The organism is Lysinibacillus sp. FSL K6-0057 (assembly GCF_038630885.1).
GTDB classification, from domain to species: domain Bacteria; phylum Bacillota; class Bacilli; order Bacillales_A; family Planococcaceae; genus Lysinibacillus; species Lysinibacillus fusiformis_F.
On record NZ_CP152047.1, the window covers coordinates 3,261,122 to 3,284,142 of the forward strand.

23 protein-coding genes and 2 other annotated features are annotated in these 23,021 nt (G+C 37.6%); of the genes, 4 read left to right on the forward strand and 19 right to left on the reverse strand.

All coding sequences use genetic code 11. The annotated features are described in order from the left end of the window. Positions 1-3 precede the first annotated feature (3 nt). On the reverse strand, positions 4-648 hold the full coding sequence (locus MHB40_RS16290) for an MBL fold metallo-hydrolase (RefSeq protein ID WP_205444343.1): 645 nt from the start codon (positions 646-648) through the stop codon (positions 4-6). Positions 649-817: 169 nt separating this feature from the next. Here MHB40_RS16290 and MHB40_RS16295 point away from each other — a divergent pair, with 169 nt between their 5' ends. After that, complete coding sequence (locus MHB40_RS16295) at positions 818-997, forward strand: DUF2759 domain-containing protein (RefSeq protein ID WP_205444344.1); 180 nt, start codon at positions 818-820, stop codon at positions 995-997. A gap of 55 nt (positions 998-1,052) precedes the next feature. Here MHB40_RS16295 and tyrS read toward each other — a convergent pair whose 3' ends face one another. From tyrS to rpmG, 5 genes are all read right to left on the reverse strand, one after another. Beyond that, positions 1,053-2,267, reverse strand: coding sequence for a tyrosine--tRNA ligase (gene tyrS, locus MHB40_RS16300; protein WP_342532955.1), 1,215 nt, complete (start codon positions 2,265-2,267; stop codon positions 1,053-1,055). A gap of 141 nt (positions 2,268-2,408) precedes the next feature. After that, positions 2,409-2,649 (reverse strand) — a binding site (T-box leader). 299 nt (positions 2,650-2,948) lie between these two features. Then, the gene (locus tag MHB40_RS16305) at positions 2,949-4,844 is read right to left on the reverse strand and encodes an LTA synthase family protein (RefSeq protein WP_205444348.1); all 1,896 of its coding nucleotides are present in this window, start codon (positions 4,842-4,844) and stop codon (positions 2,949-2,951) included. A 281-nt stretch (positions 4,845-5,125) separates the two neighbouring features. Then, a complete protein-coding gene (locus MHB40_RS16310; RefSeq protein ID WP_004231021.1) occupies positions 5,126-5,335 on the reverse strand; it encodes a YqgQ family protein in 210 nt (69 codons plus the stop codon). Continuing rightward, a complete protein-coding gene (locus MHB40_RS16315; protein ID WP_342532957.1) occupies positions 5,328-5,921 on the reverse strand; it encodes a 5-formyltetrahydrofolate cyclo-ligase in 594 nt (197 codons plus the stop codon). The genes MHB40_RS16310 and MHB40_RS16315 overlap by 8 nt, the downstream gene beginning before the upstream one ends. Before the next feature lie 113 nt (positions 5,922-6,034). Further along, entirely contained in the window at positions 6,035-6,184 is a 150-nt protein-coding gene (gene rpmG / locus MHB40_RS16320) for a 50S ribosomal protein L33 (RefSeq protein WP_008408521.1), read from the reverse strand. Between the two features lie 150 nt (positions 6,185-6,334). Between rpmG and MHB40_RS16325 the strand changes: the two genes are divergently transcribed. Beyond that, positions 6,335-6,787, forward strand: coding sequence for a hypothetical protein (locus MHB40_RS16325; RefSeq protein WP_243456441.1), 453 nt, complete (start codon positions 6,335-6,337; stop codon positions 6,785-6,787). Between the two features lie 3 nt (positions 6,788-6,790). Further along, positions 6,791-7,273, forward strand: a complete 483-nt coding sequence (locus tag MHB40_RS16330; protein ID WP_342532959.1) for a hypothetical protein — start codon at positions 6,791-6,793, stop codon at positions 7,271-7,273. A 44-nt stretch (positions 7,274-7,317) separates the two neighbouring features. Here MHB40_RS16330 and MHB40_RS16335 read toward each other — a convergent pair whose 3' ends face one another. The 9 genes from MHB40_RS16335 to MHB40_RS16375 all read right to left on the reverse strand — a co-directional run bounded on the left by MHB40_RS16335 (position 7,318) and on the right by MHB40_RS16375 (position 16,240). Continuing rightward, positions 7,318-7,890, reverse strand: a complete 573-nt coding sequence (locus MHB40_RS16335) for an aminodeoxychorismate/anthranilate synthase component II (protein WP_205444355.1) — start codon at positions 7,888-7,890, stop codon at positions 7,318-7,320. Continuing rightward, positions 7,887-9,272, reverse strand: a complete 1,386-nt coding sequence (trpE, locus tag MHB40_RS16340) for an anthranilate synthase component I (RefSeq protein WP_342532960.1) — start codon at positions 9,270-9,272, stop codon at positions 7,887-7,889. Before trpE ends, MHB40_RS16335 begins: the two co-directional genes overlap by 4 nt. 136 nt (positions 9,273-9,408) lie before the next feature. Further along, positions 9,409-9,620 (reverse strand) — a binding site (T-box leader). A 39-nt stretch (positions 9,621-9,659) separates the two neighbouring features. After that, positions 9,660-10,730: a mechanosensitive ion channel domain-containing protein gene (locus MHB40_RS16345; RefSeq protein ID WP_342532962.1), complete on the reverse strand. Its 1,071-nt coding sequence runs from the start codon at positions 10,728-10,730 to the stop codon at positions 9,660-9,662. A 76-nt stretch (positions 10,731-10,806) separates the two neighbouring features. Continuing rightward, positions 10,807-11,679 carry a hypothetical protein gene (locus MHB40_RS16350; RefSeq protein WP_342532963.1) on the reverse strand — a complete coding sequence of 291 codons (873 nt, stop codon included), beginning with the start codon at positions 11,677-11,679 and terminating at the stop codon, positions 10,807-10,809. A 174-nt stretch (positions 11,680-11,853) separates the two neighbouring features. Further along, positions 11,854-12,513: a phosphate signaling complex protein PhoU gene (gene phoU / locus MHB40_RS16355; protein WP_342532964.1), complete on the reverse strand. Its 660-nt coding sequence runs from the start codon at positions 12,511-12,513 to the stop codon at positions 11,854-11,856. A gap of 14 nt (positions 12,514-12,527) precedes the next feature. Further along, entirely contained in the window at positions 12,528-13,298 is a 771-nt protein-coding gene (pstB, locus tag MHB40_RS16360; protein ID WP_342534790.1) for a phosphate ABC transporter ATP-binding protein PstB, read from the reverse strand. A 75-nt stretch (positions 13,299-13,373) separates the two neighbouring features. After that, the gene (gene pstA / locus MHB40_RS16365) at positions 13,374-14,252 is read right to left on the reverse strand and encodes a phosphate ABC transporter permease PstA (protein ID WP_205444368.1); all 879 of its coding nucleotides are present in this window, start codon (positions 14,250-14,252) and stop codon (positions 13,374-13,376) included. A gap of 1 nt (position 14,253) precedes the next feature. Continuing rightward, a complete protein-coding gene (pstC, locus tag MHB40_RS16370; protein WP_205444369.1) occupies positions 14,254-15,201 on the reverse strand; it encodes a phosphate ABC transporter permease subunit PstC in 948 nt (315 codons plus the stop codon). 64 nt (positions 15,202-15,265) lie between these two features. Beyond that, positions 15,266-16,240 carry a PstS family phosphate ABC transporter substrate-binding protein gene (locus tag MHB40_RS16375; RefSeq protein WP_205444371.1) on the reverse strand — a complete coding sequence of 325 codons (975 nt, stop codon included), beginning with the start codon at positions 16,238-16,240 and terminating at the stop codon, positions 15,266-15,268. 244 nt (positions 16,241-16,484) lie between these two features. On the opposite strand from MHB40_RS16375, the gene MHB40_RS16380 reads away from it, so the two are divergent. Continuing rightward, the gene (locus MHB40_RS16380; RefSeq protein ID WP_342532966.1) at positions 16,485-16,676 is read left to right on the forward strand and encodes a hypothetical protein; all 192 of its coding nucleotides are present in this window, start codon (positions 16,485-16,487) and stop codon (positions 16,674-16,676) included. 587 nt (positions 16,677-17,263) lie between these two features. On the opposite strand, the gene MHB40_RS16385 is transcribed toward MHB40_RS16380, so the two are convergent. The 4 genes from MHB40_RS16385 to MHB40_RS16400 form a co-directional block, all read right to left on the reverse strand. Next, on the reverse strand, positions 17,264-18,994 hold the full coding sequence (locus tag MHB40_RS16385) for a methyl-accepting chemotaxis protein (RefSeq protein ID WP_342440974.1): 1,731 nt from the start codon (positions 18,992-18,994) through the stop codon (positions 17,264-17,266). Between the two features lie 219 nt (positions 18,995-19,213). Then, positions 19,214-21,418, reverse strand: coding sequence for a penicillin-binding protein 2 (locus MHB40_RS16390; protein ID WP_205444376.1), 2,205 nt, complete (start codon positions 21,416-21,418; stop codon positions 19,214-19,216). Positions 21,419-21,699: 281 nt separating this feature from the next. Next, the gene (locus MHB40_RS16395; RefSeq protein ID WP_016995356.1) at positions 21,700-22,305 is read right to left on the reverse strand and encodes a superoxide dismutase; all 606 of its coding nucleotides are present in this window, start codon (positions 22,303-22,305) and stop codon (positions 21,700-21,702) included. Between the two features lie 175 nt (positions 22,306-22,480). Further along, on the reverse strand, positions 22,481-22,960 hold the full coding sequence (locus tag MHB40_RS16400; protein ID WP_205444378.1) for a DUF456 domain-containing protein: 480 nt from the start codon (positions 22,958-22,960) through the stop codon (positions 22,481-22,483). Positions 22,961-23,021 lie beyond the last annotated feature (61 nt).

Here is a 23,021-nt window from a genome sequence, read left to right on the forward strand (position 1 = left end):
TTTTTAAAATCCATTTAAAAAAGGATTTGTCTCCATTTCTGCACCTACAGTTGTATAATTACCGTGGCCAGGATAGATAATAGTATCCTCAGGTAGTGTCAACAGCTTATTATGGATAGATTCCAATAATATTTTGGTTGATCCACCCAATAGATCTGTACGTCCTACACCTTGTTCAAATAATGTATCTCCTACGATGGCAAAACCATCCTTTTCAAAGATATAGGATATACTACCAGGCGAATGCCCTGGTGTAAAAACAGCTTGAAAAACAAAATTACTCATTTCAAATTGCTGTTCTTCTTTGATGATTGTGTCTTGTGCTGGTGCAGCTACCCGATAATCTGGTAATGCAGCATATTTACTAGAGCCGTTCTTCGTTGGATCGGCTAGCCAACTAACTTCCTTTTCATGAATCCATACAGGAACGTCAAATACCTCACGCACAGCATCCACTGCCCCTATATGATCAAAATGGGCATGTGTTAAAAAGATAGCAAGAGGTTTTAAGCCGTTGCTACGGATTGTTTTAATTAGACGCTCCGCTTCCTCACCTGGATCAAATACGATACATTCTTTTTCTTTATTCGATACGATATAGCAATTCGTTTGGACGGGACCAAGAGAATAACTTCGTACGTTCATCATAGTTATCACCTCAACTTCCTATTATACAGGCTTTGCCACAATTTGACGATAAATGTTCATAGTTTGCGCTATTTTAGTTCTCGACAAAAACAAGTAGAACGTTTACAATTAAGGAGGAATATTGTTTGCGACATTCATTTTCTGATGTCGAAAGGAGTGTCTATTTTTAATGAACTTATTAATGGTTATTTTTGGTCTAGTAGCGATTTTAGCTGTAGTTGGTACATTCCAAGCAATTAAAGAAAAGAACCTATTAAGCGTTGTTTTCAACTTATTAAGTGCTGCTGTATTCGGATGGTTCGTCATCATGACGATTGTTAACAGCGGTTACCCACCAAAATTACACTAAAATTCAGACAAAAAAAGAGCAGTCTCCTCGGAGATTGCTCTTTTTTTGTTTATCATTACTTATTAAATTGAAGGAATCGTTTCTTACCAATTTGTAGGACATCACCATTCATCAATACTTGTGATAGATCATCCATTGCTATTTTTTCTCCATTCAAGGATACTCCATTTTGCTTGATTAACCGCAAAAACTCACTCTTACTCTGAATAAAGCCCATTGCCACTAGTTGTGGCATAATATCCACAATTCTTTCCTTATCAATTTCTAAGAGCAGTAGAGGAATGTTTTTTGGTATTTCCTTTCTTTGAAATGCTGCTTCAAAATAAGATTTTGCTTCCTCCATTGCTGTAGCTCCATGGTATAAATTCGTAATAATTTCTGCTAATTGAAATTTCAGATCACGGGGATTCTCTCCCATTTGTAGTCTATCTTGAATAGCCTGCACTTGTAGTGGATGTTCATCTGTTGCTAATTCAAAATATTTGATAATTAAAGTATCTGGTATTTCCATCACCTTTTTAAACATAATCTCAGGTGCTTCATTGACACCAATATAATTGCCTAAGCTTTTACTCATTTTTTCAATGCCATCTAATCCCTCGAGTAATGGCATAAAAATAGCAATTTGTTTTTCTAATCCTCGATGCTTTTGTAAGGTGCGTCCCATTAGAATATTGAACGTCTGATCTGTTCCACCTAACTCTATATCAGCCTCTAGCTCTACCGAATCATATGCTTGCATAAGTGGGTAGAAAAACTCATGAATGCCAATTGGGATTTGCTGATGGTAACGTTTCTGAAAATCTTCGCGCTCTAAAAGTCGAGCAACAGATGTCGTGGCTGCCAGCTGAATGACTTCTTCAAATGACAGCTTTGCTAACCATTCACTATTAAAACGAACCGTTGTCTTGTTCTCATCTAGCACTTTAAAAATTTGCTCACAATATGTTTGGGCGTTTTTCTTCACTGTATCATCATTTAAGGCTGTTCGCCCCTTTGCTTTACCTGTAGGATCGCCAATTCGTCCTGTAAAATCACCGATAACAATAACTGCATGATGCCCTAAATCTTGCATTTGCTTGATTTTCCGTAGAACGACTGCATGACCTAAATGAATATCTGGTGCAGATGGATCGAGCCCTAGCTTAATTGTTAAAGGTCGCTTATCTTTATACGATCGCTCTAATTTTTCAAGTAAATCCTGCTCATCAACAATTTTGTTAGCACCCTTCTTGATAATCGCTATTTGCTCCTTTGGTGTTAAAAACATACGAAACATCTCCTTGTAATATTAAATATTAATATTGCAAGTTCTATAAGAGTTAATGGATTACCGACTGTTGTAAAGGCTTTAATAACTTTTGTACACGTTTCTGCTTAGAAGGCATAAAAAAAAGCCTTTAGGAAATTCCTAAAGGACGTAGATAAACGTGTTACCACCTTTTTTCAAGAGCTATTCACATAGCCCTCCTCAACAAGTACAGCCGTAGCGATACTTTTGCAATGATTACGGATGCAACCCCGTCGTAGCCTACTAAAGTTTCGGTACGCAGCTCCAAGATGTATTCACTTTAATATCCCTTGCGCCTCTCAACAACCGGCTACTCTCTGTCAGTTCCATTAAAGTTACTCGTTCTTTTCCATGCCTTTCACTCTTATACTCCGAAATGCGAAAAACAAATCTTCGTTATGCAGATATTTAAAATTATTATAATCGTATTTTTCTATTTGTCAATAAAAAGAGAGGTCCAATAAAGTGTTTTCACTTTACATAGCAATGTAAAACAAAGGAAATCTATAAATTTTATGAAAGGTGTTTTCTTTAGCATAAGATTCACAAATTATATGAATGGTTGTCGTGACTAATTCCTTCTCCATATTTAAAATAGAAGCCAATGGTCTTTTAAAAACAATATAAAAAGAGAGATCCCTATACGAGATCTCTCTTTGATTATTTAACTGACTCCTGCTTTAAATTACCTGTTTTTTCATCATAGAATCGTAGCAAGTCTCCATTGATGATAGCATCGGAATTTTCCAGCTCCATTGTTGCACGATCAGCATAAGACTGACATGGCTCACCCTCTATTTCTTCACCAGTTGCTTTGTCATAGCAAGCTTCACCAGCATAGACGTATTTATCTGTAATAAAGCGTCCATCACGGAAGACTACAAAGTCCTCATGCTCTGGAGAGAATAAATCTGCACCCATTTGCATATCTTTTGACGTTTCAACGCCAAGAAGGTGTAAGATCGTTGGACGTAAATCCATTTGTCCTGAAATCTCTGTCATTTCTTTTCCATCGCCAGCTCCTGGGATGTGGATGAATAAAGGTACTTCTTGAAGCATGGCATTATCCATTGGTGTAATTTGATCTTTACCTAAATATTGTGCCATTGCTTTATTATGGTTCTCAGAAATACCATAGTGATCCCCATACATCACGATAATAGAGTTATCATAGACACCTTGATCTTTTAACTGTTGGAAGAAGTCTTTTAAAGCTTCATCCATGTAACGTACTGTTTGGAAGTAACGATTTAATGTACCTGAATTTGAATCATATTCAGGAATCATAATATCTTCTGGGTCCAATGTAAATGGATAATGGTTCGTTAATGTAATAAGTCTAGAGTAGAATGGCTGTGGCATATCTTTCATTAAAGCAGCTGATTGCTCTAAGAATGGAACATCTTTCATCCCCCAGTTTACAGCTTGCCCCTCTTCCACAGTATATGAATCTATATCGTAGAATTTATTAATTTTTAACGATTGATACATCATGTCACGGTTCCAGAATGATTTATTATTAGGGTGCATGACATTTGTAAAGTATCCATTTTCTCCAAGGCGTTCAGCCATTGAATTATACGTATTTCCACCATGCGTGAAGAATACAGCACCTCGACCTAATCCAAACAATGAGTTTTCAACAATAAACTCAGAGTCAGATGTTTTTCCTAGACCTGTTTGATGATAGAAGTTGCTGAAATAATACGTATCTTTATCTTTTGTTAAAGAGTTTAAGAATGGCGTGATTTCATGACCATTCATGTCATTATTGATGACAAAGTTTTGTAAAGACTCCATCGACACAACAATTAAGTTACGACCTTTATATTTCCCAAACATCTCTGGATTCACAGCAGCCTGATTAGAGCGTATATAGTTATTCACTTCTACTAGCTCACTACCATCGGCTAACGCACGTTGCGCAGATGATTTAGATTGAATATAAATGTCATACAAGTGGTAATTGTACGTACCAATGTTTTTTACTAATAATTCGCGGTCAAAACTACGTGTTAGTAATTGCGGACGCTCAGTTTCTGCTAATCCTAGGTTTAAGAATGTCATTGCTATCGCTAGCACAAAGAATGCACGACGGAACTCAACATTCACTTTAAATACTTCTTTCATTTTCGGTAAAAATTTATTCGCTAAGATTAAAATAACGACATCAACGAAATATAATACATCCCAAGGCTCCACTATCGCTGCTACTGATGTTCCTAAGTCACTAAAGTTACTTGTTTGGAATAATACTGGTAGCGTAATAAAATCATTGTAGAATCGATAGAACGCTACATTTCCGTATAAGACTATGGACAAAATAACACTGACCGTAATCAAATAACGATTTCTAGCTTTTGCTGATTTAAAGAATAGTGATAAACCATACGTAAATAGCAAGAAGCTTAGTGGATTAATAAATAAAATAAATTGTTGCATTGCATTTTCAAGTTTCATTTCAAAGCTTGTGTGGTAAACAATGACCGTTTTGATCCAAGTTGCTATAATTGCTAGTATCATAAATGAATGTTTAGGCCACTTTATTGATTTCATTCCTAACATCCTCCCTACTTCCTTACAAAAAAAATAATAATTTTTTACATTTTGTTACTGAAACAAAATATATCTTAATCCTTTTTTAACAGATAATCAACACATATCTTATGGAAAATTTTTTCTCCTCGCTCTTTCTATGCACTAGATATCTATATATACGTTTTGCAATGTAAAAAGTTTCGTAAAAACATAAAAACAGCGGAAACCCACTGTTTTTAAGAATATTACATACATGTTACATTAATTTTACAATACCCAATTACATTATATTTCAAACATTACTTTTTATGCTCTTCCATACGAAGTCTTGTTGTTTCTTGTCGAATTAGTAGCAAGGCCATTTGATAATCTTTTATGTCTAGTACATTTGCTTTATAGAGTTCACGTATTTCATCCTCCATTAACATCAAATCGCCAATTGGATCACGTGTATAAATATAAGTACCATATGTTTTCAAGAGTTCATAAATATCTAACATTTTATCCATTTTCATTCGCTCCTCGTTGTGCAAGACAGTCAATACGTTTTGTGGGTGTCACAATGATATCTACTGGGCAATCATGTGCTTCGGTAGGAACGCAATCAATGATTTGTTCATCAAAGAGCAGCGACATCAGCTTACCCTTATTATAGTTTAATACATAGCGGTCATAATAACCACCGCCATAGCCGATTCGATAGCCATCTCGATCAAAAACAACGCCTGGTACTACAATGATATCCATCTCATTTGCGTCAACAAACTCACATCTCGCTGGAATGGGCTCACGCAAATGCATATATACAGTTTCAAGCTGGGCAAATGATTCAATGGCGTAAAATGACATTTCTCTTGTTTTTGGGTGGCATTTAGGAACTGCGACCTTTTTACCTAGTGCCCATAACTCCTCAATCAAAAGAATCGTGTCGACTTCTGGCTTATTTGAAATGGTCATGCCAATTGTATTTGCTTCTATTATATATGGTTCCTGTAGCACCTTTTTTAAAACAGCTAATGATTGACGCTGATAGTCTGCATCCGTCATAGTGGCAAGGGCTTGGCGTACCGTGTTTCGTAAAGTTGTTTTATCCATCTAGGCTACCTCCTCTATCGTAAAACTTCATATCCTCTTGGAGTCGTTACATCGAAATGATGTCATAAAATGTAGAAAGCCAAAACCACTTGTGGTTTTGGCTTAATGAGCGATTACTTAGTTTCACGGTGAAGAGTGTATTTCTTCTCGCGAGAGCAATATTTTTTAAGTTCAAGACGCTCTGGATTGTTACGCTTGTTCTTTTTAGAAATGTAGTTACGTTCGCCGCAATCTGTGCAAGCTAAAGTAATGTTTACGCGCATCATTAACCCTCCCACTCTATATCAAGAATTTAAATTTGAGCATGATTTATACGACTAACCTATTATAACATAAACTGAAAAAAAATCTACCTTCATTTCATATTAAGTTTGCATATGGTAAAATATCTTATAATTACATACTACATTGAGGTGAAACTATTGGATTTATCCATCGTATTAATGAGTATCGGGATTTTTCTGATCATCGTTTCGTTCTTTTTCAAAAATAGCTCGAAAAAAATCGAACAAGATGTCGAAGAATTATCTATCTCCATCTTCCAAGAAACAAATAATTTAAAACGTCGCCTAAAAATTGTTGAGGAAGAACTTTTATTAGAGCCTGAGTTCCAAGTGAAATCAAAATCAAGTATACACCCAAAAGGACAAAATCCTAAAGTACAACAAGTCATGCAAGCCGTTCAACAGGCAGCCCAGGCTTCAAAAGTTGGACAAACAACAGCACAAGCAAAACCCATTCATCAAATTATCGTTAGTCAGGTACTGGAATTAAATAAACAGGGTCTTTCGGTAGCAGATATCAGTATTCGCTCAAATTTAACAGAAGAGCAAGTTCGGCAAGTGATTGCAAACGGGGGGCGTTGATTGATGAATAAGTCTGCCATCCGTGCATTTGGCATGGCCATTTTTCTTATTGGGGCATTGCTCGCACTCGCAAGCCGCTTCGATGTAAATATTGGTCTTCCTACCAAGGAATTTTCCAATCATCAACAGGTAGAAGAACTGCAAAATAAATTAAATAAGGCCAATCAAGAAAACGCTTCGTTAAAGGAACAATTAAAGCAAGTAAATACGGCTGAAAAAACTTCTACTACAGATTCATCTGAACAAGCTGTTGAACAAACAGATACGGAAGTGACATCGATGTCACTGCAAATCTATAGTGGCATCACACCATATAGTGTGGCACAAAAGCTTGAAGATGGTGGTATTATTACCAATAGTGTTGAAATGGAGTTACTACTCGCTAATCCTAAATATGCTAGAAGCTTACAAATCGGCTCCTATGAGGTCCATTCTGCCATGACTTTAGAAGAAATAGCTAATTTAATTACTGGCAAGAAACAATAACTTTAAAAGCTGTCGCCCATTCATATTAGGCGACAGCTTTTTTATTACGCTATACTTTCTAAGAAGGCTTTCATCATCATACTGCCTTCTTTTGTGCCGATTGATTCGGGATGAAACTGCAGCCCATAAAGAGGATATTCTTTATGTTGAATGGCCATAATCTCTCCATCATCACCCGATGTTGCGAGTATGTTAAAATCCTTGTGTAATGTTTGTTCTTCAATAATAAGCGAATGATAACGCATGACTTCAATGTCTCCATCTAATTGGGCAAATAATCCCGTTTTCTCGTATTGTAGTGGGGACAGCTTTCCATGCATAATGTTTTTGGCCTGCACAATTTTTGCCCCAAAAGCCTGCCCTATGGATTGGTGTCCAAGACAAATACCTAAAATAGGAAATTTTTGATAGAGTTCTTTGATGACCTCTATCGTTATACCTGCTTCATTTGGCGTTCCTGGTCCTGGTGATAAAATTATGGCTTCTGGCGACAATTTTTGAATTTCTTCTATAGTAATGGCATCGTTTCGCAAGACCTTGACACTTTTCCCAAGCATACTGATTTGTTGAAAAAGATTATAGGTAAAAGAATCGTAATTATCAATTAATAAAATCATTTTTTTACCTCCAATAGCGCACGGGCTTTATTCAGCGTTTCCTCATATTCTGACAATGGAATAGAATCGTGAACAATACCTGCTCCTGCCTGTACATGGGCCTTTTGATCCTTAATGAGCATTGTGCGAATCGCGAGGGCCAAGTCCATGTCACCTGTTGTCGAAATATAGCCTACTGCTCCCGCATACACCCCGCGCTTTACTGGTTCTAATTCATTAATCAATTGCATGGCACGAATCTTAGGTGCTCCTGACACTGTACCAGCAGGTAAACAAGCACGAAGTACATCCAGTACATGGAGGTCATCTCGTAATTCGGCTATAACCTCAGACACCATATGCATCACATATTTATAGCGCTCAATACTCATGTATTTGGTTAGTTTGACAGAACCGACTTTGGCAATACGTCCAAGATCATTGCGACCTAAATCCACTAACATACGGTGCTCCGCTATTTCCTTGCTATCTTCTAATAGCGCATTTGCGATGGCTTCGTCCTGTTCTATTGTCGCGCCACGCGGCTTTGTACCTGCTATTGGATTGGTTGTCACCTTTCTATTTTTTACCTTTACAAGACTTTCAGGGGAGGTTCCTAAAATGACATAGGCTCCATAATCCATATAGAACATATAGGGTGACGGATTAGATGTGCGCAATTGACGATAGAGCGAGAATGGCGAACCCGTAAACGGCGCAGAAAAACGTTGTGATAACACAATTTGGAAAATATCACCTCTCAAAATATGCTGCTTAGCACGTTCCACCAAAGTAACAAATCGCTCCTTTGAAATCATTGGCTTAAACTGTAGCTCATCCACTTTTAATGCCTCAAAGGTTGATCCTGCACAAAGCTGTTGCTCCATCGTCGCTACAGCTGCCTCCATCTCCTCTAATGAACGCCCCTCATGAAACAGATCAATCGAAGCTAATGTAATTTCCTGCGTTACATGATCAAAAACAATAAATGTATCATAGAAAAAAACATGCACATCAGGCATAGCTAAATCATCCTGTAAATAGTCTCCGATTTTTTCTGTGTAGAACGCTGTTTCATAGCCAAAGAAACCTATGGCTCCTCCAAAGAAAGCGAAAGGATAGTTTTCTTCATGAAAGGGTATTACTTCTTTTAATTGATCAAGCACATTGCCACTGACCTTGTCATTTTCCATTCCTTTTGAAAAGACGAATTCTTCGTTGTTTCCTTTTAGTTCAGCCACTGGATTGATGGCGATAAAGGAATATCGCCCACTCTCCTCATGTTTTGCTGAAGATTCGAACAACATTTTATGCTGCCCTCTAAGTGATTGATACACAGAGATTGGGGTCATCATATCCCCCTGTAATACTTTCATAGCATACTTTCTAAGCTCAACTGTCATACTCTTCTCTCCTTCTCTAAGCTCTGCTCTTCTACACCTCATATATCCTTAGCAGCATTGATCTGCCAAAGGCTTTCTCTTCATTCAGCTAAATCATTTGCTGTATAAAGATAAATATAAAAAGGCCTTTCCATCACAAAAGGACGGAAAAGCCGTGGTGCCACCTTCATTGGTCTCCTAATTAAGAAGACCCTCTTTAAGCCTTATAACGTAGGCATCCGCTAATCCGTACTATTTTCAGGATTAGAGCTCCGAAGTCCATTCACCAAACATTTGTACTAGTTTCCATCAACCACTAGCTCTCTATAACAAATTGTACTAGCTACTATTCTTCATCAAAGCTGATTTCTTGGTAATATTGTAAAGCAATCTATCTTACAATTCAATTTATTTTTTATTCCGTAGACTTTCATCTTCATGAGGGCTAACCAACGTTATCGATAACTCCTCCACTATTTGACGAATGGCAAATAAAATATCCTGCCGCACTTCCAGCATAACAGCGGTATCATTTGTAGCAACAAAGAAACGGACAAGGACACGATAGGAATCGTGATGAAATTCATCTATAAATACATGAATCATGTCTTTCTCTGTTTTTGCATGTAAATAAATTTCCTTATGAATGGCCGTTAAAGCGCTACGTATACCGTCCTCGTCATTATCGGAAGCGACATATAAAAATTGCTCACATTTCCGTTTTTCTCTTCTAGATAAATTATAAAGTGGACGATTAACTAAATAGGAGTTCGGCACATATACAAGTCCTTTGTCTCCTGTTTGAATTAAGGTACTTCTTAAATTGATATCCTCAATCGTTCCTTCAATTTTTTGATCCTCTGTCGCAATCCAATCCCCTATTTGGAATGGATTATCTAATGCTACGGACATGCCACCAAATACATGCGCTAATGTATCACGAATACCAAAGGCAATCGCCACGCCCGTTAAACCAATTCCTGTTAAGAAGCCATTGAGATTAAAATCCCAAAAGGAAGCAATCGTAAACATAGCAAAAATCATGATGAGTACTTTACCAATTCGTAGGAAAAACGGTAATAAGACATTCTGATCCTCTTCACTCGTTAATTCGAATGGTTGTTTCGTATAAAAATTTAAAACATCATAAATCCCTTTAAAGGCAAAAAACACCATAATAGACAATACAAAATTCTTTGTTGATGGATGCGTAAATAAAGGAACCTTTATTAAATAAGATAAGCTTAGCACAATAACCGTCGTCATAAAGGCATAGCCAATTGCTTTACTAAATTGCGCCAGTACATTTGCTTGGAAGTTGCGCTGACGATCCTTTAAAAATATCACTGCACGATGAATAATTTTTTTGATGATGAAACGTTGAATAAGCCACCCAACTAAACAAATAATGACGGCAATTAAACCATCTATCCAAGTTGGGACTGTAAATTTAGGTAACAACCAATGTAATGAATCCATGTATTTCTCCTTTATAACTACCTATGTATCGCCAGCAAAAAGGAGCTGACCTTCAGTAATGGTTAGCCCCTTTTTGTTATTGTATGGCATCATCTGCAAAAAAAGCCTTACTAGCAAACCAAAATTGCTGTTTATTAAAATTATGTTCATGCATGGCAATCACTGAAAATTCAGCATGATATTTTTGTTTCATTTCCTCTAGCATGATTTTCGCTTGCTTGCCAACGAGATGTTGCCCATCAATAGGTGTTCCTTCTGTAAAAATAATCACATCTGCTTCTGTGCCTAGTTGATTTTCCTGTAGTAATGCTTTCACAAACTGTAAAACAGGAAAAATGGCAGCCTCTCCCTTTGCCTTATATTCGATAAAACTCTTAAAATCAGCTAAATTTAAATGACCATTTTCAAAGCGGTAGTGGACATGAATTTGACGATCATACGGAACAATATATAAATCACGGCCTTCTCGATGTGCATTCATAAATAATGCTAAAATCATACTTTTACAAATCTCAGAGTAAGCTGCCATCCCTGTCGTTTGTTCTAAACATATAATCATCGGACCAGAGTCTTGTTGATAATCATGAAAGGGCACATAGTAAATATTTCCGCTTTTCGTTGTCTGCTGCTTGAGCTTTTGACGTCTTAGCTCTAACCATTTTCGTTCATAATACTGGCGTTGCTCTTTGCCGTTTGCTAAGCGTTCAGCTTTCTCAATAGCAGGGATATTTTCTCGGATTTCATGCATGATATCTGTCAATTCTAGTGCAAATGCTGCCATATTTCGTAATGGCTCACTCTTGAAAAAATAATCGATAAAATAATGTTGTTCTCCTTCACTTAACTCCTCTATATGTAGGTTTTCGTAGAGAAAACGTAAATAGTCAAGTTGTTCGATTGTCATCTGCTGGTCAAATTGCTTGATGAGGGATTCAATTGCATCTTTCACTTAGCAGCACCTCCTAAGCACCACATTTTTTGGATAATGTCTATAGTATAACCAAAAAAAAATTTTGACAATACAAAAACGCTCGCTATAAAGACGCTACAGAAAAAACAATGTTGCTACTTCAGGGATTTTTTTTGCAAAAGAAAAGAAGAGCTAAAAAGCAGCTCTTCTCTCTTAATTATTTAATTCATAATGTTTGCCTTTTACTAAGTAAAATAGATGTTCTGCAATATTTGTTGCATGATCAGCAGAACGTTCTAAAAAGCGGCAAATAAATGTGAGGTGTGTAATCTGAGAAATATGGGATGGGTTTTCTACCCCTGCACGAAGTAAAAGTGTAATCGTTGCCCCGTATAAATCGTCCACATAATCATCTAATTCAGCGATTTCTTTAGCGCGTACCGTATCCTCCTCGGTAAAGGCCTTCATGATGCTCTCTAGCATTTCTACTGTTTTATTACACATAGTTTGTAGATTCGTTATCGGGAATATCATTGGTTCTTTGCCAATTCGAATCGCTTCTTTAGCAATATTGACCGCATAGTCGCCTACTCTTTCCATATCCGATGCTGCTTTTACAAGAACCATGAGACGGCGTAAATCCGTTGCTACTGGCTGTTGCTTGGCAATCATTAGTATTACATGGTCATTAATTTCTTCTTCAAGGCGATTAATAATTAAATCGTCTTCCAAAATTTTTAATGCCTTTTCTAAATCCTGCTCTACTAATGCTTCAAAAGCTGTTTTTAATGCAAAGATACTGCTGTTGGCAATTGCAAGAAATTGTCCCTGTACCTCTTTTAACTCTTGTTCAAAACGTTCACGTACGATCATCCAATTGCTCCTCCTTAGCCGAAACGTCCCGAAATATAGTCTTCTGTCCGTTGATCTGCTGGTGTTTGGAAAATAACATCCGTTTTATCGTATTCGACAACCTCTCCACTTAGGAAGAATGCTGTACGATCAGAAATACGTGCTGCTTGCTGCATATTATGTGTCACGATAACAATGGAATAATCTTTTTTCAATTCTTGTACAAGCTCTTCCACTTTCAATGTAGAGATAGGGTCTAAAGCAGATGTCGGCTCATCCATTAGAATGACATCAGGTTCAATCGCTAAACAACGCGCAATACAAATACGTTGTTGCTGACCACCCGATAATCCGTAGGCATTTTGATTCAAACGATCTTTTACCTCATCCCAGATGGCTGCCCCTCTTAGTGATTTCTCCACAATTTCATCTAGAATTTTTTTATTTTTAATGCCATGGATTCTTGGTCCATAGGCAATGTTATCATAAATAGATTTTGGGAACGGGTTTGGCTTTTGGAACACCATTCCTACACGTGTTCTTAATTCCTCTACCGTATAATTTTTATCTAAAATATTACGCTCACGATATAAAATTTCCCCTGATGTACGAACGATTGGTACAAGTTCAACCATTCTATTTAAAGTTTTTAGATACGTAGATTTACCACAGCCAGATGGCCCAATAATAGCCGTTACTTCATTTTCATAGATGCTTAAATTAACATCTTTTAAGCCATGGTGATCACCATACCATAAGTTTAAATTTCGTGTATCGTAGACAATGTTTTTCGCCACATCTGTCATAGACTTAGTCGTTGCTTGATTCAATTTGACAATTGTTTTTTCCTCTTTTAAATCTAGTACCATAAGGTCACCTCATTAATAACGTTTTTGGAATTTATTTCGAATATAGATGGCAATAGAATTCATCAACAACAGCACCGTCATCAGCACTAAAATACCTGCTGCTGCTACATACTGAAAGGCTTCTTGTGGTCGTTTTGCCCAGTCATAGATTTGCATCGGCAATGCTGTAAATTGACTCAATAAACCATTCGGTAAAAACTGCAGGATAACTGGAATCCCGATAACAACTAGTGGAGCTGTTTCTCCTATGGCACGAGACAAGGCTAAAATACTTCCTGTTAAAATACCTGGGATGGCGGCTGGTAATACAACACGCAAAATCGTTTGCCATTTCGTTGCTCCCATACCATAGGAAGCCTCACGTTGTTCATTTGGCACTGCGCGAATGGCCTCTTGAGCCGCTACAATGATAACAGGTAAAATTAACAAACTCATTGTAAAGCCAGCAGCTAAAATACTTTTTCCTAAACCCATCATACGTACGAAAATAGTTAATCCAAGTAATCCAAAAACAATGGAAGGAACACCTGCTAGATTGGATATATTCATGCGAATAAAATCATTGATTCTATTTTTCTTGGCATACTCCTCTAAATAAATCGCAGTACCCACACCTAAAATAATAGATACTGGCGCTACAACTGCCATTAACCAAAGCGAACCGATCAAGGCAGCTTTGATACCTGCCTTATCCGCAAATCGTGATGCAAAATTCATCAAGAAATCGATGTTTAAGTAATCGATACCCTGTGTCACAATGCGGTACAGCAAAACAGCTAAAGTTACAAGTGCAAACGTCGTAGCTAAGAAAAATAGGGTTTTCCAAACTTTATTTGCTGTAATACGCTTTGTCATTCGTTTCATGACGACCGTGTCATCCATATAGCGCATGCTAGTAAACCTCCCTGAAGCGTTTCGAAATATAGTGAGCAAGTAAATTCATTACTAGTGTAAAGATAAATAGTGTGAATCCTACTGAATAAATAGAGTAATAAATGGTTGTGCCATAACCCGCATCACCCGTTGAAACCTGTACAATGTATGCAGTCATTGTTTGAATAGAGTCTGTCACATTGAGATCAAATTTCGGTGTCGATCCACCTGCAAGCGATACAATCATTGTTTCACCTATTGCCCGGGAAATAGCTAACACAACGGAAGCCACAATCCCAGAAAGTGCAGCGGGTAGTACTACTTTGATTGCTACCTCAAATTTCGTCGCACCTAGAGCTAAAGCTCCTTCACGCATACTATTTGGTACAGATGACATAGCATCTTCTGAAAGAGATGTAATCATTGGTAAAATCATAATTCCCACAACAATACCAGGACTTAATGCATTAAATAGTTTGAGTCCAGGTACGATTTCTTGTAGGATTGGTGTGACAAATGTTAAAGCGAAGAAGCCATAAACAATTGTTGGCACACCTGCTAATACCTCTAAAATAGGTTTCACTGTACGTCTTGTTTTCTCACTTGCATATTCACTTAAATAGATAGCTGAAGCAATTCCAAATGGTACAGCTACTACAACTGCAATAAGTGTCACTTTTAATGTACCAGCGATTAATGGCAAAATCCCAAATAACGGTTCATTACCTGAAAATGGTAACCATTTTGTACCGAAAAGGAAATCCGTAATCGACACACGTTTAAAGAATTCAAACGTTTCAAAAATAAGGGTGAAAACAATGCCAAATGTTGTTAAAATCGAAATAATTGCTGCAGAAAATAATAGAGCTGGCATGGCTTTTTCCACTATTTTCTTTGTTTTTTGATTGCGCGAATTTGCAATTAATTGCTGCACAGATGATGTCTTATCTTCCTTTTGAGAAACCATTGGGAGCTCCTTTCAAATAAGTGAGGGAAAGAGCATACATCTCTTTCCCTCTATGCATGTCTTCTTATTTTAAGCCTTCTAAAGTTTTTAAGCCTTCAGTATATTTTTCTTCAGGTAAACGAACATAGCCAACTGCTTCAGCCATATCGCCTGCGTTTTCAAGTGTAAATTTAATGAAGTCGTAGGCTGCTTCATTGTCCTTCATAGCACTATTTTTTACGTATGTGAATAGTGGGCGTGAAAGTGGTGTATATTCGCCACCTTCAATTGTTTCATTAGTTGGCTCTACTCCATTTACTTTTACAATGTTTAATTTATCTTTATTTTCAAGGTAGTAAGCATAACCGAAGAAACCGATAGCGTTTTTATCACCAGCCACACCTTGCACTAGCATATTATCATCCTCTGATAATGTTGCTGAGCTTACTAGATCCGCCCCATCTAAAATGACTTCATCGAAGTAATCATATGTGCCTGAATCCGTACCTGGTGAATAGTAAATGATTTTTTCATCTGGCCAAGATGGATCAATATCAGACCATTTTTTCTCTTTTCCATCTTCAACCCAAATTTTTTGTAATTGTTCTACAGTTAAATCCTTCGCCCAATCATTTTCCGGATTCACCACTACTGATAAACCGTCATATGCTAAAGCTAGCTCTGTAAAATCAATGCCCGCTTCTTCTAATTTCGTTTTCTCTTCATCTTTTATATTACGAGATGCATTTGAAAAGTCTGTTTCACCTGCGATGAATTTTTCAAAACCACCACCAGTACCAGAAACCCCCACTGATACTTTGACATCTGGTTGTGTACCTGCATACTCTTCAACAACTGCCTCAATGATTGGTGCAACTGTTGATGAGCCATCTCCAGCTACAGACCCTTGTAGCTTTTCATCAGCAGCTTCTTGTCCTGAGCTTGCTGGTGCGTTCGTTTCTGCATTGTTTCCATTTTGTGCAGAATCGCTACCACATGCACCTAGCATTAATGCAGAACCCATTACTGCTGTCATCGTTAAGTACTTCCACTTTTTCATCTCATTTGCCTCCGTCATGAACTGTTTTATAGTTATTTGTCTTACAATCTTTACTATAATGACTGATTGTTGAAGTCGTATAAACGGTTCGTAAAAGAGATGTAAAGGAATGTAATGCTTTGTAAACGATTGTAAAGATGCATTTACAATCGAAGAAACTTGCTTCCCATTGGAAAGGTGCTATAATAAGCAATTGTGTCAGGAAATATAATATTTTAATGATAAGGAGAGTTTGACCTTTGTCATGAAACATGCAAAAGTACAAAATGTCGATTATTTTAAAACATATTTATCATTAGTAATGGAACATCGGGACTTCACACTTCAAGAGGCGATTGATTTTATGGTAGCTTCTTATTTCTATCACAATATAGAACTTTATGGAGTAAAGCCAAGAGAGCAATTTGAATTAGCCATTCAGCACTTATCTGCGTAAAGGTACTAAATATCATAAAGGGGCGTTTTGCTATGCAAACGCCCTTTTCATGTTGTTGAAAAACATACATAGACTTTTTGTGAAAGGTGAAAAATGGATTTCTGTGGGCGAGCGTCAAACGGCTTTCTCCGCTAACACTCTGTGCAGGGGCTCGCCTGACTCACTTCCCTCAGGAGTCAAGTAGCCTTCCACACCAACCCATAAAAATATTATCTTTTTAGCAAAGGTTTCCACTACTCATTTTATGGAGGGAGTTGTCACTCATCACTTCTCCAAATTGAAAATAAGAGCCTATCCTCTCACTAATCATACAAATAATGGGCTATTTTGATCGCTACCTCTAGTATGAAAGATAAGGAAGAGACACTTTTGCAGAATGGTTGATTGAAGTGGAGCCAGCGTCACAGATGAGACCCTGGAGCGAACGTAAGTGAGTGAAGCGGCTCATCGGACGCCCCCTGGAAAGGACGCTGGCGGAACGGAAATCAACCTCTCGCCTTGCCAAAAGGTCTTTTTCTGTTAGAGACATGAGCTTTTTTCAACAACATGAAAGGGACGTTTTGCTATGCAAACGTCCCTTTCACTACTTAGTTTAGTTTAAATTTTGCGACTGACTGATTGAGTTCATCAGCAATTTTGACAAGTTCCTCTGAATTGTGCACAATGTCAACGATCGCTATAGTGGATTTTTGAATAAGTGCCGATGTATTTTCCACCCCTGCCTGTGCCTCTTCTGTCACAGCAGCTACATTTTCAAGCGAATTATTCATATTACTACCACGTTCTGAAATAATTTGTACATCATGTGCAATACCATGAATTTGTTGCTGCATTTGTTCAACAGCTTCATAAATATGAGTGAAAGTTTTACCTGTTTCTCTTAATGTGTTTGTCCCTTTGTCTGCTTGCTGATATCCTTGTTCTAACAATTTCGTCACTTCACCGGATTCTCTTTGCACACCTGTAACTATAGCAGTAATATCGCCAATGGAGCTCTTTACCTCTTCCGCCAGCTTTCGTACCTCATCGGCTACAATTGCAAAACCTTTACCTTGTTCTCCCGCACGTGCTGCTTCAATGGCTGCATTTAACGCTAATAAGTTCGTTTGATCTGCAATTCCTTCAATCACCTGCACTAAGCTCGAAATATCCCTTGTTTGATGGTCCAGCCTCTTTACTTGCTCCACCGAGTCCTCCACATTTTTATAAAGAATGGTTATTTGCTTTTCTGCCTCTATGATATGTTTATAGCCTTGGTCTGTTAATGCAAGAACATCTACAGACTCTGTATGTAGCACTGTGCCTTTTTGATTAGCATCGTCTATTTGGATAGTAAAATCCTTCATCATTTCCGAAATATCAACGGTTGCTATTGCTTGCTCCTCAGAACCTAATGCTAACTCCGTCATTGTTTTTTCTACAATATCATTCCCCTGTTTTATTTCCTCCATATGGCTTAATTGATTGCTAGACATGGAAGCAAGGTTGGAGGAATGTTGGTGAATGCCTTGAATAACCTGCCTTAAGTGGTTGGTCATTTTTTGAAAAGCTATTGTTAAAGTACCAATTTCATCTGATCTTGTTGTTTCAATAGTTGTTGATAAATCGCCTTCTCCAATTTTTTTCACCTGATCTGCCAGTTTTTTTATAGGGGCTACTAGATAGGAGCTCAAACTATAAACCGCAATCATACTCACTAGCAAGGCCACACCAATAAAGAGTATTAAATTTCTTTTTTGTGTCGCCATTTCTGCATAAATCGCTGTAGCATCTAAATCCGCACCAATAATTCCAATTACTTCGCCAGAGCTTGCTTTTATGGGGATATAGGCTGAAATCAGTGCGCCATATGACGCTTCATTTGTCATTTCAATTTGCGCGCTGCCTGTTTCAAACGTTTTTTCAATTCGTGGCAAAATTTCTGGGCTGTCCTCTTTTTCACCTAAAAGAGACTCATTGTCATCACCTACTGGTAAGCCATCTACCATATAAAAATAATCATATCCATTCGCTGTTTGATTACGTCCCATCGTATATAAATAGACAAGGCCTGTTGACTCACGATAATCATTTAGCGTCTCTCGTAAATCATAATAGTATGTTAAATCTTGATCTGCTGCTAGCGTAATTTCTTTCTCGTATTGATCTATATCGATTTTACTTAATGATTGCATGGCTATCGTTCCCGCTACATTGCTTAAAGATTCTTCAATTAACTGTACTGAAGAACGATAGGTCGACCATGCAATCAATATAGAAATAATGAACACTACTAGAGAAAAATAGAGCGTCATCTTTTTCTGTATACTCCCCCGCATCTCAACCACCCCTGTTGTTTTTATAGTGAATAGAAATCAACTAGCTCATATTCAATGACTTATCATTGCCATCATAAGCTACACATTCCATATTTACTTAAGGATTAGCGTAACATCATTTAAAATTCATGACTAGTCTTGAAAAGAGTAAAAATAAAAACGAATTTGGAAAATAAATTTTCCAAATTCGTTTTTATATTAGAGCATCTCAAATGCCCTTTATTCCTGCTCATCCTCACCAATTTTTTCTTCTGTAATCGCTGGTAAAATTGGCTGTTTTACATTGCTATCTGTCACTTTTTCAGCTTGGTATTTTGCTTTTAATTCAAAATACTTATCTAATGACCGTCTAGCAATGACATTATTTTGATAGTAGTGTGGAGCTAAATTTGTATTAACCCATGGGATAACAACTGCATAGGCAATTTCAGGATTTTCATATGGTGCAAAACCAACATGTGTTAAGTTAATCGTGTTTGTACCGTAGTGCTCACGTAATGGACCATAATAAACTACCTCTGCTGTCCCTGTTTTCCCTGCAGCTGAATAGGGAGCATCCGCAAATTGAGCTCGTGCTGTACCTTGATTACCCGTGTATACACGACGTAATCCTTGTTTTACATAATCGATCTCTTCTCTAGGATTATCAATTTGATTCAAAATAGTTGGTCCTATTTCTGTCACTAATTGGCCTAATTGTTTGCCATCTTGAGATGGATCACGAACCTGTTTCACAACATGTGGCTGAATACGATAGCCACCATTGGCAACTGTTGAAATATATTGCGCAAGTTGAAGTGGTGTATACGTATCATACTGACCAATAGCCAAGTCAAGTGTTTTACCACCCATTGTTGGACCTGATGGACCACGCACCCCACTAAATTCATTTGGTAAATCAATGCCTGTTTTCACACCTAATCCAAATTGCGCATAATTATTACGCATTTTTGAGAACGTATCGTCCTTTAAGCGTAATGGCATACCATAACTATAAGGTGTTCCATTAAGCAGCAACGCAATCTTAAACATATAGGAGTTGGAAGAACGTTCTAATGCCAACAGGTCATTCATTGGTACATAGCCATAACGGTTAAAAATAGACGCTTTAGGATCAGTGCTAGCTAATTTAATAGGCTCATCCCCCATAGAAGTGCCCATGGATATAACGCCTTGATTGTAACCAGTAAGAACGGTCGCTGCTTTAACCGATGAACCTGCTTCATAAGCCGTTGTAAATGATCCATATGCATAGTCAACGACCATATTTTTTCCTGTTTCAGGATCTTTCTCTATTTTTTTACCAACCATCGATAAAATGTCGCCTGTATTTGGATCCATCATGATTAGGAAGGCACGGTCTAATAAATAGGAGCCTGGAAGTGCCTTTAAATTAAGCAATTCTTCTTCCACAATCTTATCCGTTTCCGCCTGTAACTCACTATCCAATGAAAGGATTAAATCTTTACCTGGCTCCCCTTCATAGGTTGTCACGGTGTCGACTACCTGGCCTTTTTTATTGGTAATGTTTTTAACAACGGTTTTTTGACCTTGTAGTAATTCTTCATATTGTGCTTCAATATAACTTTCTCCCACACGGTCATTACGTGAGTAGTCACGTGCTAAATAATAATTAAGCTTTTCTTTCGGTATCCCTTTTGTTGGGACCGTTGTTCGGCCAAGAATAGATAAAGACGATAATTTGACGCGTTTCCAATCTGTTGTTGTATTCACGCCTGGTAATTCTGTTAAACGCTCAGATACACGGGCAAATTCATCCGCTGATACATTTTCACTTTTAATAATTTGAGGAGATAAATTATAGCCAGATACCATCTCACGATAAATCGCTAATACTTCTAAATCTGCCTCTGTTAATTGTAAAAGTTCATCATTCGTTATACGTTCGCGTACCAGTTTATCAATTTCTGCATTGATTTGACTTGTTGTAATATTTTCTTGTGCTCGAATTTTATCCTCTTCTGCCTTCGTGATTTTTTCATAGGCAGCATCATGATTTTGTAGAATCCAGAAATCCTGTTTATCACGCAACGTGACACGCTTCGTTGGCTGTTCAATTAATTGCGCCAGCTTTTTCGCGATATCAAGCATCTCCTCTGTTGTGGTCGTTTGCATTTTCGTATACGTAATGGCATTTTCCGGGTGATTATCCACTAAAATACGTCCGTATCGATCATACATACGTCCCCTCGGCACACTTGTATTGACAGGTACCTCTTCTTTACGCTCTAAATCACGTACATAATCTTCCCCTTTGACGATTTGCATATAACCAAGTCTAAAAATTAACATTGAAAATACGATAAATATTGCAAAGAAAAGGATATTCATACGAAATGTTAAATTAGAATGATGTTTTGCTTTAACACTCGCCGCGCGATTTTTCCCTGGTGCTTTGCGCATATGCATTCCCCTCCTCATCTTCTGATCATTTCAATACACGATACCTAGTATACCATTCGAAGGTATGACAGAAAAGCACGCACTTATGAATTCTTATGTAAAACATCATTTATTTGACGGTACTTTATGTAGAAAGGTTGCCCTATTTCACGCTCTCTATTTATTTAGGTTCCTCTATCCGTATATTTCTAGATTCTCTCCCTTATTTTTGCTGTTTTATCCAATAAAAAAAGGCTATGCCTCCGTGATTGCTCACTTTAGGCACAGCCGATTATTCATTCTTATTTTGCAGCTTGGAATTTAGCTTCCACTACATCCCAGTTTACTACGTTCCAGAAAGCACCGATGTAATCTGGACGACGGTTTTGGTAGTTTAGGTAGTATGCATGTTCCCATACATCTAGGCCTAAAACTGGTGTTTTACCTTCCATTACTGGAGAGTCTTGGTTTGGAGTAGACGTAACAGCAACTGAGTCACCATCAACGATTAACCAAGCCCAACCTGAACCGAAGCGAGTTGTAGCAGCTTTTGCAAATTCTTCTTTGAAAGCATCGAAAGAACCGAATTTAGCATCGATTGCTTTTGCAACTTCGCCAACTGGTGTATTTGAACCGCCTGGAGCGATTACTTCCCAGAATAATGTATGGTTAGCATGTCCGCCACCGTTGTTGCGTACAGCAGTTTGTTTGTCAGCTGGAAGAGCATCAAGGTTTGCGATTAAGTCGTTAATGTCTTTTTCTGCAAATTCAGTACCTTCTACTGCTGCGTTTAAGTTTGTTACATAAGTATTGTGGTGTTTAGAATGGTGAATTTCCATTGTTTTTGCATCGATATGTGGTTCTAATGCGTCATAAGCGTAAGTTAATTGTGGTAATTCGTAAGCCATTGTTAAGTTCCTCCCTAAAATAAGAAATAATTAGTACATCCTTAGATTATCAAAATTGGTCAAACCATTCAACGAAAAATACTTCAATTTGAAGATTTCAGCCTTTTGACTGAAATACCGATACGTTTACTATCTTACCCTTTCATCCAACACACTAAACCTTCAAAGGGAGGCATTAAATGGCGATAAAAAATACAATAATCATCACAATTTGAATAACGGCCTTTGCAACAGTAGATGTCAAAAAGCCAATTAAAGAACCCACACCACTTTTTACCGCCTCACTAAATGTACGTTTCTCAACGATTAGTTCAGCAATCACAGCCCCTAGAAATGGTCCGATTAAAATCCCCGCCACTGGGATAACAAATGGACCAATCAATAAACCGATGGTGCTGCCCCACATTCCCGCATTGGAACCACCAAACTTTTTAATGCCAAACGCATTTGCCACAGTATCTGCCCCAAATAACAACACGACAAATAGTATTTCAATGACCCAAAACCACCAGCTTAGCTCTGCGAATGAGAAAAATAAGCCATAGAGCAAAAATCCACCGACTAAAAACAGTACACCGGGAATTATCGGATATACTAAACCAATAAATGAAATCATAAAGCAGGCAATCACTAAGATCCAGCCAACAACTTCCATAACGTTTCTCTCCTTTAACGTGCATTGCCTTTCATACGGAATAACAAAGTGAAAAGTTTCA

Excerpts from the sequence above, each read along its gene's own strand:
- MHB40_RS16395 (WP_016995356.1), bottom strand. The coding sequence starts at position 22,305 with ATGGCTTACGAATTACCACAATTAACTTACGCTTATGACGCATTAGAA.
- MHB40_RS16345 (WP_342532962.1), bottom strand. The coding sequence starts at position 10,730 with ATGGATTCATTACATTGGTTGTTACCTAAATTTACAGTCCCAACTTGG.
- pstC (WP_205444369.1), bottom strand. The coding sequence starts at position 15,201 with ATGGTTTCTCAAAAGGAAGATAAGACATCATCTGTGCAGCAATTAATT.
- MHB40_RS16290 (WP_205444343.1), bottom strand. The coding sequence starts at position 648 with ATGATGAACGTACGAAGTTATTCTCTTGGTCCCGTCCAAACGAATTGC.
- MHB40_RS16400 (WP_205444378.1), bottom strand. The coding sequence starts at position 22,960 with ATGGAAGTTGTTGGCTGGATCTTAGTGATTGCCTGCTTTATGATTTCA.
- MHB40_RS16390 (WP_205444376.1), bottom strand. The coding sequence starts at position 21,418 with ATGCGCAAAGCACCAGGGAAAAATCGCGCGGCGAGTGTTAAAGCAAAA.
- MHB40_RS16380 (WP_342532966.1), top strand. The coding sequence starts at position 16,485 with ATGAAACATGCAAAAGTACAAAATGTCGATTATTTTAAAACATATTTA.
- tyrS (WP_342532955.1), bottom strand. The coding sequence starts at position 2,267 with ATGTTTTTAACACCAAAGGAGCAAATAGCGATTATCAAGAAGGGTGCT.
- phoU (WP_342532964.1), bottom strand. The coding sequence starts at position 12,513 with ATGATCGTACGTGAACGTTTTGAACAAGAGTTAAAAGAGGTACAGGGA.
- MHB40_RS16305 (WP_205444348.1), bottom strand. The coding sequence starts at position 4,844 with ATGAAATCAATAAAGTGGCCTAAACATTCATTTATGATACTAGCAATT.
- MHB40_RS16310 (WP_004231021.1), bottom strand. The coding sequence starts at position 5,335 with ATGGATAAAATGTTAGATATTTATGAACTCTTGAAAACATATGGTACT.
- trpE (WP_342532960.1), bottom strand. The coding sequence starts at position 9,272 with ATGACAGTTGAGCTTAGAAAGTATGCTATGAAAGTATTACAGGGGGAT.
- MHB40_RS16385 (WP_342440974.1), bottom strand. The coding sequence starts at position 18,994 with ATGCGGGGGAGTATACAGAAAAAGATGACGCTCTATTTTTCTCTAGTA.
- MHB40_RS16295 (WP_205444344.1), top strand. The coding sequence starts at position 818 with ATGAACTTATTAATGGTTATTTTTGGTCTAGTAGCGATTTTAGCTGTA.
- MHB40_RS16315 (WP_342532957.1), bottom strand. The coding sequence starts at position 5,921 with ATGGATAAAACAACTTTACGAAACACGGTACGCCAAGCCCTTGCCACT.
- MHB40_RS16335 (WP_205444355.1), bottom strand. The coding sequence starts at position 7,890 with ATGATTTTATTAATTGATAATTACGATTCTTTTACCTATAATCTTTTT.
- MHB40_RS16330 (WP_342532959.1), top strand. The coding sequence starts at position 6,791 with ATGAATAAGTCTGCCATCCGTGCATTTGGCATGGCCATTTTTCTTATT.
- rpmG (WP_008408521.1), bottom strand. The coding sequence starts at position 6,184 with ATGCGCGTAAACATTACTTTAGCTTGCACAGATTGCGGCGAACGTAAC.
- MHB40_RS16375 (WP_205444371.1), bottom strand. The coding sequence starts at position 16,240 with ATGAAAAAGTGGAAGTACTTAACGATGACAGCAGTAATGGGTTCTGCA.
- pstB (WP_342534790.1), bottom strand. The coding sequence starts at position 13,298 with ATGACAGATGTGGCGAAAAACATTGTCTACGATACACGAAATTTAAAC.
- pstA (WP_205444368.1), bottom strand. The coding sequence starts at position 14,252 with ATGCGCTATATGGATGACACGGTCGTCATGAAACGAATGACAAAGCGT.